This window comes from Haloferax sp. ATCC BAA-644, from assembly GCF_000336975.1.
Taxonomy (GTDB): Archaea; Halobacteriota; Halobacteria; order Halobacteriales; family Haloferacaceae; genus Haloferax; species Haloferax volcanii.
On sequence record NZ_AOLF01000036.1, the window covers coordinates 67,468 to 76,338 of the forward strand.

The following is an 8,871-nucleotide window of genomic DNA, read 5'->3' on the forward strand; positions in this document are numbered from 1 at the left end:
GCGCTCAGCCTTCCATCCCGCCGAACGACAGGCCGCCTTCGATGTAGCGCTGTGCGAACAGGTAGATGAGCATGATGGGCGCGGCGAACGTCAGCGCGAACGCCGAGAACCGGGCCCACGGGATGGAGTACCGGCCGACGAGCGAGTACAGCCCGACCGGCAGGGTGTAGTTGTCCGTCGAGAGCAGCGTCTGGGCGACGACGAATTCGGTCCATCCGGTGAGGAAGGTGAAGATGAACACCGTCGCCAACCCCGCCTTCGACAGCGGGAGGATGATTTCGGTGACGATTTTCCACGACGGCGCGCCGTCAATCATCGCGGCCTCCTCGTAGGAGACGGGAATCCCGTCCATGTACGTCTTCAGAAGCCACGTGTTGAACGGGACCGCGGTAGCGGCGTAGTACGCCGACAGCGCGAGTTTGCTGTCGTTGAAGCCGAACTGGACGAACAGGGCGTACAGCGCGATGAGGAGCGCGACGCCCAGCCCGCCGCCGATTTGGGTGAACAGCACGTAGCCGTACAGCACCTTCGAGCGGCCGATGAACTGCCGGCGCGACAGCGCGTACGCGCTGGGGACGATGAGACACATCGCGAGCAGCACCGTCGGAATCGCCACGGTGAGGCTGTTCGCGAAGAACCGCTTGAACTCGGAGGTCTCCGTGACGCCGTACTGCGACACGTCGAGGAGCGTCAGTTCGGGCGTCTGCAAGAACACCTCGTAGCCGCCGAGGCCGAGGCTGATGCGGTAGCTCGGGACGATGAGGTCGCCGATGACCCACAGGAACGGCTCGATGGTCGGGTCGGCCGGCCACAGGCGAATCCCGCTCGACGAGTACAGCGACGCGCCGGTACCCGAGAAGGCCCCGACGGCGACCCAGTACAGCGGGAACAACAGGAGCGCGACGACGACCGCGGCACCGAGGGTGATGCCGGCGGTCTTCAGCACCGTCGCGGGGCTGACGCGCCCCTCGCGGATGCCTTCGAGGGTGTACTTGGCGTCCTTGACCGACTCGACGGGGGCCAGCGCGGCGGCCCGCGCGTCGGCGGCGAGTTCGGCCGCGATGTCGGAGATGACGCTCATGCGTCGTCCACCCCGTCGGCGAGCTGTCCTTTCTTGACGTTCAGCATCATGAAGACGCCGATAACGGCCACGGCGACCAGCATGATGGCCGCGCCCTCACCGTACTTCTGGAAGCGGAACGCCTCGCGGTAGCCGTAGACGATGAGCAGTTCGTTCGTCCGCGACGGCCCGCCCTGATTGAACACGTAGGGGATGAGGAACTGCTGGAACGACGCCGCGGCCGTGAGAATCGAGGCGAACAGCACGGGGCGCTTGATAGAGGGAAGCGTCACGTGCAGGAAGCGGGCGAAGAAGCCCGCGCCGTCTATCATCGCCGCCTCGTGGAGTTCCTCCGAAACGTCCTGCAGGGCGCTCACGGTGATGATGACCATGAACGGGTACGCCAGCCACGCCTCGGTGACGTTGTAGGCGAGGAAGGCCATCCAGCGCTCGGAGAGCCAGGCGATGGAGTCGAGGCCGGCCATCCGGAGGAACTGGTTGGCGAGGCCGAATTCGGCCGAACTGAAGATGCCGCGCCAGATGGTGATGGTGAAGATGCCCGGGAGGCCGAGCGGGATGATGATGAGCGCGCGCATGAACCGCTTGCCGCGGACGCGCTCGCCCGTCACCACGAGCCCGATGCCGAGGCCGACGAGCACCTTGAGCGCGACCGACGTGGCGACGAACAGCCACGTCACGCCCATCGAGTTCCAGAACTGGCCGTCCGAGAGGACCGTCACGTAGTTGGCGAGGCCGACCCACTGCTCTTTACCCTGGAACAGGGTGGCCGGCTCCGCGTTGGTGAACGAGAGATACACCAGGTACAGGACGGGAAAGAGCATGAACGCGAGGAAGACGAACAGCCCCGGCAGTACCAACAGCAAGGGCAGGTCGTCCTTGCTCACCACCGGGCTGTCCGCGACGCGCTCGACGGCGCTGTCGACGACGCTCATCGTCCTTACTCCCAGTTAGACCGGATGTTTTCTTCGGCCTTCGTGAACGCGGATTCGAGCTCCGCGTCGCCGTTTTTCACGCTGTTGAAGGCGTCTTCGAGCGGCCCCCACACGTCGCCCATGTTCGGGTGGGTCGGGATGGGGGTGCCGAGCGAGACGGACTCCGAGAAGCCCTGGACGGCCTCGGGGAGATCGCTGCTCGAAGCGAGTTCCTCGTGGACCGGGATGTAGCCGAACTCCTCGGCGTTCGTCGAGAGCACGTCGGTGTTCGTGGTGTACCACTCTGCGAACGCGCGGGACGCGGCCGCCGTCGCCTCGTCGCCCTCCAGCGTCGAGGTGAAGTAGAGCTGCTTGACCGTCGTGTACGGCTTGGGCTCGGCGTCGCCCTCGGGGGAGGGAAGCCGGGCGATGCCGGCGTCGATGTCGTTGGAGCGAACGTCGCCGAGGAACCACGGCCCGTTGATGGCGAAGGGCGCGTTGCCCTCGAGGAAGACGGCCGCCTGCGGGTCGTAGCCCGTGTCTTTCGGCTGGTACGGGACGAAGTTGTCGAGGATGAACCGGAACCCGTCGAGGGTCGCCTCGTTCGACAGGCCGAGTTCGACGTTCGACTCGTCGAAATAGTAGCCGCCGAAAGCGTGCGCCCACGCGCTCATGAAGTAGGCGTCCAGCGGGTAGCTGAGGCCGTACATCCCGTTTTCGGGGTCGTGGTACTCCTCCATGATGGCCGTCATGTCGGCGATGGTCTCGGGCGCTTCGTCCACCATCTCCTTGTTGTAGATGAGGCCGACGGTCTCGGCGGCGTAGGGGAGCGCGACGGTCGCGCCGTCGAACTGGACCGCCTCCTGTGCGGGTCGGGTGTAGACCGAGAGGTCCACGTCCAGTTGGTCGCTCTGGTCCGAGAGGAAGCCGTTCTGGTAGTACTCGCCGGTCCAGTCGTGGGCCCAGTCGAACATGCCCGCGCCCTGCCCGGCCGGGATGGCGGAGGTCGTCTTCTTCCGGAGGTCGGCGATTTCGGCGGGCTTCGCCGTGTGGGTCGTCTCCGAGGTGAACGTCTCGGCGTTGGCTTCGAGCGCCTGCTTCTCGGCTTCCGCGCGCTGGTGCCAGAGCGTGAACGTCCCGCTCGGGCCCGCGGACTCGGTCTCCGCTCCCGCGGTGGTCTCCTCGTCACCGTCGTCGCCCTCCGCACCGCTCTGTTCGGGCGTCTGCGTCGAATCGGTCTCCGACACGCCCACGCACCCCGCGAGTGCGCCGACGGCCGTCGTGCCTGCCAGTTGCTTCAGGATTGTGCGGCGGTTCGTTGGCATAGCGAATCTATGATGAACTATGTGTTCATATATTTAATAGTTCGGAATGACGCCCGCATTCGCGGCGAAACCCGACAGCTCGGAGAGTAGTGAGATATCCGAGAACCGCCAATAGAAGGCGCCTCGGGGCATCGATAGTCGTTTGAAATTTAATACGAACTATTGCATCACAAATTCAGAAAATAGGAAAACGATTATGGACGATGGGAACAGACGGGGAGTAATGGCACGTCTCACGCTCGAAGCGCTTCGCAAGGAGTACGACCGGGGTCGCGTCGTCGCCGTCGAGGACCTCTCGCTCGACGTCGAGGACGGCGAGTTCATCACCGTCGTCGGCCCGTCGGGCTGCGGGAAGTCGACGACGCTCCGCATGGTCGCGGGGCTCGAATCGCCCTCCGGCGGCACGATTCGAATCGGCGACGAGGACGTCACGGACCAGCACGCCCGCAAGCGCGACGTGGCGATGGTGTTCCAGAACTACGCGCTGTACCCGCACAAGACCGTCATGCAGAACATGGCGTTCGGCCTGCGGATGAGCACCGACCTCTCGAAGGACGAGCGCCGCGAGCGCGTCCGCGACACCGCGGCGATGATGGGCATCGAGGACCTCCTCGACGACACGCCCGACGAGCTTTCGGGCGGGCAGAAACAGCGCGTCGCGCTCGGCCGCGCCATCGTCCGCGAGCCCGACGTGTTCCTGTTCGACGAGCCGCTTTCGAACCTCGACGCGAAGCTCCGCACCACGATGCGGACCGAGATTCAGCGCCTCCAGAACGACCTCGGCATCACCTCGCTGTACGTCACGCACGACCAGGAGGAGGCGATGACGATGGGCGACAAAATCGTCATCCTCAACGACGGGAAACTCCAGCAGGTCGGCCGCCCGAAGGACGTGTACGAGAATCCCGCCAACGAGTTCGTCGGCGGCTTCGTCGGCTCCCCGTCGATGAACTTCCTCGACGTGTCGGTCGAACGCGACGGCGACCGCGTCGTCCTCGTCGGCGACGGGGCGTTCTCGTACCGCCTGTCCGAATCGTTCTCGGCGACGCTCCGCGAGGCGACGGACGCGACCGACCTCCGCGTCGGCGTCCGCCCGGAGGACGTGGTGACTGCCTCCTCCGGCGAGAACGTCGTCGATTCGACAGTCGGCGTCGTCGAGCCCATCGGCTCGGACAACTACCTCCACCTCGACATCGGCCCGGAGTTCATCGCCCGCGTCGACTCCGATGTCGAACCCGAGACGGGCGAGACGGTCGGCGTCACCTTCGACGAGTCGGACCTCCACGTCTTCCACCCGCGGACCGGCGAGTCGCTCCTCTACCGCGAATCGAAGCGGCGCGCGGCCCCGACGCAGCAGGCGTGAACAAGTAGTTCGCCGTTTTCTCGCGGACCCTCGCTGTGCGCCGTGCGAGAGCCGTGCCGCCGGCTTACGCCCCGCCGAACGCGTCGTCGGCGTCGAGCGTCGCCAGCGTCGCCAGCCGGAGCGCGTGCGGCCAGCCGAGCGGCGTCGCGCTGTCGGGCGTGCCGTCGTCGAAGAACTGCTCCGCGAGGTAGCCCTCGTCGGTACAGAGCGGGCCGTCGGGGAGGACGAGGTCGAGGAGCGCGCGGCCCTCGTCGGCGAACGCCGCGGCTCGGTCGTCGCCGTGGGCGGCCAGCAGGGCGGCGAGTTCGACGCCGGCGTTCGCGCCCCACGCGGTCGAGACGGTCCAAATCTTCTCCGAGGACTGCTCGCGCGTCCGCCAGTCGTCGCCCTCGAAGCGGACGAGTCCCTTCACGTCGCTGTCGTCGGGGTCGTGCCAGAGGCCGTCGAAGACGGACTCGACATGGCGGACGAGCCGGTCCAGCCGGTCGTCGTCGACGGCTTCGAGTCGGTCGTAGGTCCGGTGGGCCGACGCGAGCGCGAGCGCGGCGGAGTCGTAGCGGTCGTCGAGTTCGCCGTCGGCGACGCGGAGCGCGTAACAGCCGCGGCCCTCGCTCCAGAGGTGGTCGATGCCCTCGTACACCTCGCGAGCGCGCGCCGCGGCGCGGTCGGTCAGCGCCGAATCGAGGTCGGACAGCGCGAGCGCGGCGTAGGCTTCGAGGAACGTCGCCGCGGTGTGGCTGAACCGGCCGGTCATGTTCTCCCACGCGTTCTGGCAGTCGACGGGGAGACCGTCGTCGCCGAGCGTGTCGTCGAGGCTGTCGAGGGCGAGCGCGAGGGTCTCTTCGATGTCGGCGCGGAGGTCGTCGTCGGCACAGCGGTCGTGGTAGGCCGCGAGGAAGGCGATGACGCTCCCCGTCTGGTCGGCCTGATAATCGGCGTCGTCGCCGGATTCGAGGCGGGCGTTCGCCCACCCGGGCGCGAGCGACCCGTCGAAGGGCCAGACGCGGTGGGGCCACGAGCCGTCCTCGCGCTGGGTGCGGCAGTAGGCGCGGGCGCTGCGCTCGTGCCACGCGTCGAGGCCGAGGTCGAGTCGCTCGTCGGACTCGAAGAGGAACGTCGAGATTTCGGCGTCGTCGCGGAACCACGTATAGCCGTAGCCGCCGGAGTAGGCGTAGTAGGGGTCGAAATCGGGGCCGGCGATGCGGAGCCCGAGCGCTCCCGAAAGGAGCGAGAGGACCCGGATGTCGGCGCGCATCGCCGCCGACTCGGCGTGGTCGGGAACCGCGCCTTCGACCTGTCCCGCGGCGCGCTCGCGGAGGTCGTCGAGGTCGCGGGCGACGAGGCCGCGGACGCGTTCGAGCGCGTCCTCGCGGCCGGTCTCGGTGTCGTCGGTGAGCAGGTGGCCGACCGCGGCCGCGCCCGCCTCGAACGGGACGGTCCCGACGATTGCACCGCTCAGTTGGCCCTCCTCGTAGCAGTCGTCGGTGCGGGGGCGCGGCAGTTCGACCTCGCCCTCCGAGAGCAGTTCGTCGAAGCCCTCGGGAACCCGACCTTCGACGTGGTCGAACCCGGGCGACGACGCGAGGAAGTCGTGTTCCTCGGCGTGGTAGGCCTCGACGGCGTCGCCGTGGGTCAGTTGCCCGACGAGCGTGTCGCGGCCGTCCGGCTGGAAGTGGACGAAGGCGACGAGTTCCACGTCGGCGTCGGTCTCGAACCGGCTGACGTGGCCGTCGTCGATTGCGAGGTCGTACTGCGTCACGCCGCCGTGGGGCGTCTCGTGTTCGGTGACGACGAGCGCGCCGTCGCCCGCGTACGACTGGCTCGCGCCCTCGTCGAACCAGTAGACGCCGGCGTCGTCGCAGACGGGGCGGACGCCGAACCGGGAGCGCTCGACGCCCCAGCGCCCGGACAGCGGGTAGCCGAAGTCGCGGAGCGAGCCGTCGGTCTCGACGTGGACTAACCGGCTTCCGAGGCCCGAAAACAGGCCGCTCGTCGTCCGTCGCTCGCCCGGGAACCGCGTCGGGTGGTCTGCGTGCCGCTTGTAGTCGGCCAGCGCGTCGCGTAGTTGCATTGCTGAGTCGTGGGACTCCCGCAGATAATAATCTTGGTGTAATGTTCCTTCAAACTTTCATACGGTTTCGAAACGGTAAGGACCCCGCTCACCCGAGGTGGGGTATGCATCACCCCGGTCCGCCGCGAGTCACGACGGTCGGCAGCCCCGTCGAACTCGCTCCGAGAGCCCCCGAACGAGACGCAACGTACCGGTGGCGCGTCCTCGACGCGCCCGCGGAGAGCGCGGCGACGGTCGGCTCGGGCCCGGTCGTCCACCTCGCGCCCGACGTTCCCGGCACGTACCGCCTCGAACTCGACGCGCCCGACGGCCGCCACGAACAGACCGTTCGCGCCTTCCCCGACGACCGCCGCCCGGCGACGATGGCGGTCCCCGCGGCCGCCCTCGAACCCGCCTCGCCGGACGAGGTCGCCGTCATCGGCCCGTTCAACGACCGCCTCGTCGGCCGCGACCGGCCGCGCCGCGCCGGCGACGACTACGCCCTCGACGTGGCGCTCCCGCCGGGGTCGCACCCGTACGGGTTCGCCCCGCACGACGACCTCGCGGAACAGGTCCGCGGCGATGTCGAAGTCCCCGGACCGGGCCGCCCGCGGGTTCGACTCGATGCGCGAATCGAGGAGAGTGAGAGTGGAAGCGACGGCGGCGATGGAGACGACGGTGGCGTCGGTGACAACGGAGACGACGAAACCGAACTCGTCGTCGTTGCGGACGCGGAGCCCGCGCCCGACGCCGCGGAGGCGGCGCTCGCCGTCGAGTTCCTGTTCGACGGCCGCGACGCGCTCGAACCGAGTGACTGCGAGGTCCGCGACGACCGCCTGCGCGTCCCGGTCGAACCGCTCCGCGGGGTCGACTCTCCGACCCGCGTCCACGCCGTTGCCGTCCAGACGACGACCGAGTCGGGCGAGCCGTACGTCCGGCACTCAGTTCTCGACACGCTGGTCGTGGAAGCAGGGGTTGCGGGCGACGAACCCGGTTCCGGTCTCTCCGTCTCGCGGCCCGCGGACGCACCCGAGTGGGCGCACCACGCGACCGTCTACGAGGTGTTCGTCCGGTCGTTCGCCGGCGAGACGCCCGACCCGACGTTCGACGAACTCGCCCGGCGGGTTCCCTACCTCGAATCGCTCGGCGTGGACTGCCTGTGGCTCACGCCGATACTGGAGAGCCACACGACCCACGGCTACCACGTCACCGACTACTTCGACACCGCGTCGGACCTCGGTTCGCGCGAGGATTTCGAGGCGCTCGTCGATCGCTGTCACGGCGCCGGCATCCGCGTCGTCTTCGACCTCGTCATCAACCACACGTCGCGGGACCACCCGGCGTTCCAGTTCCACTCGACCGGCGTCCCCGGCTACGAGGACCACTACGCCCGCGTCCCCGAGCGCGAGGACCCCTCAGACATCGACTGGGGCGGCCCCGGCGCGGCGGAACACTACTTCAACTGGACGCGCATTCCGAACCTCAACTACGACTCGCCGGCGGTCCGGTCGTGGATGCTCGACGTGGTCGTCGAGTGGGCGGCGGTCGTCGACGGCTTCCGCTGCGACGTGGCGTGGGGCGTCCCCCACGGCTTCTGGAAGGAGGTCCGCGAGCGGGTGAAAGCCGACGACCCCGACTTCCTGCTCCTCGACGAGACCATCCCGCGGGACCCCGCGTACCACGAAAACGAGTTCGACGCCCACTACGACACGACGCTGTACGGGGCGCTCCGAGCCATCGGCGCGGGCGAGAAACCGGCGACGGCCCTCCTCGACGCCGTCGCCGACGCCCGCTGGCACGGCTTCCCCGACGACGCCGTACAACTCCGCTACATCGAGAACCACGACGAGGAGCGCTACCGGAGCGCAGTCGGAGACGACGCGCTTCGTGCGGCCGCGGCCGCGACGTTCACGCTCCCCGGCGCGCCGATGATGTACTACGGCCAAGAGACCGGCGTCGCGGACCAGCGCGGGACGATGCGCTGGTACGACGCCGACACCGACCTCGTGGCGTTCCACCGGCGACTCTCCCGCCTCCGCGACGCGCACGAGGCGCTCCGCGTCGGCGGTGTCGAACCCGTCTCTGCCAGCGTTGCTCCCACCGGAGACGATGGTGTCGAGGCCGACCGCGTGGTCGCGTTC

6 protein-coding genes are annotated in these 8,871 nt (G+C 68.3%); 2 read left to right on the forward strand and 4 right to left on the reverse strand.

Annotation, left to right across the window (positions count from 1 at the left end):
• Positions 1–4: 4 nt before the first annotated feature.
• From C458_RS16085 to C458_RS16095, 3 genes are read right to left on the reverse strand one after another with little or no spacing between them, the layout of a single operon-like run.
• Positions 5–1,081, reverse strand: a complete 1,077-nt coding sequence (locus tag C458_RS16085; protein WP_008577272.1) for a sugar ABC transporter permease — start codon at positions 1,079–1,081, stop codon at positions 5–7.
• On the reverse strand, positions 1,078–2,013 hold the full coding sequence (locus tag C458_RS16090; protein ID WP_004044370.1) for a carbohydrate ABC transporter permease: 936 nt from the start codon (positions 2,011–2,013) through the stop codon (positions 1,078–1,080). Before C458_RS16090 ends, C458_RS16085 begins: the two co-directional genes overlap by 4 nt.
• A gap of 5 nt (positions 2,014–2,018) precedes the next feature.
• Positions 2,019–3,317: an extracellular solute-binding protein gene (locus C458_RS16095; RefSeq protein WP_008578442.1), complete on the reverse strand. Its 1,299-nt coding sequence runs from the start codon at positions 3,315–3,317 to the stop codon at positions 2,019–2,021.
• Positions 3,318–3,540: 223 nt separating this feature from the next.
• Here C458_RS16095 and C458_RS16100 point away from each other — a divergent pair, with 223 nt between their 5' ends.
• Positions 3,541–4,680: an ABC transporter ATP-binding protein gene (locus tag C458_RS16100; protein WP_008577277.1), complete on the forward strand. Its 1,140-nt coding sequence runs from the start codon at positions 3,541–3,543 to the stop codon at positions 4,678–4,680.
• 64 nt (positions 4,681–4,744) lie between these two features.
• Here C458_RS16100 and C458_RS16105 read toward each other — a convergent pair whose 3' ends face one another.
• The gene (locus C458_RS16105) at positions 4,745–6,751 is read right to left on the reverse strand and encodes a hypothetical protein (protein ID WP_008577279.1); all 2,007 of its coding nucleotides are present in this window, start codon (positions 6,749–6,751) and stop codon (positions 4,745–4,747) included.
• A 104-nt stretch (positions 6,752–6,855) separates the two neighbouring features.
• Between C458_RS16105 and C458_RS16110 the strand changes: the two genes are divergently transcribed.
• Positions 6,856–8,871 (forward strand): alpha-amylase family glycosyl hydrolase (locus tag C458_RS16110; protein ID WP_008577283.1); only part of this gene is annotated, 2,016 nt, incomplete at its 3' end.

Excerpts from the sequence above, each read along its gene's own strand:
- C458_RS16085 (WP_008577272.1), bottom strand. The coding sequence starts at position 1,081 with ATGAGCGTCATCTCCGACATCGCGGCCGAACTCGCCGCCGACGCGCGG.
- C458_RS16090 (WP_004044370.1), bottom strand. The coding sequence starts at position 2,013 with ATGAGCGTCGTCGACAGCGCCGTCGAGCGCGTCGCGGACAGCCCGGTG.
- C458_RS16095 (WP_008578442.1), bottom strand. The coding sequence starts at position 3,317 with ATGCCAACGAACCGCCGCACAATCCTGAAGCAACTGGCAGGCACGACG.
- C458_RS16100 (WP_008577277.1), top strand. The coding sequence starts at position 3,541 with ATGGCACGTCTCACGCTCGAAGCGCTTCGCAAGGAGTACGACCGGGGT.
- C458_RS16105 (WP_008577279.1), bottom strand. The coding sequence starts at position 6,751 with ATGCAACTACGCGACGCGCTGGCCGACTACAAGCGGCACGCAGACCAC.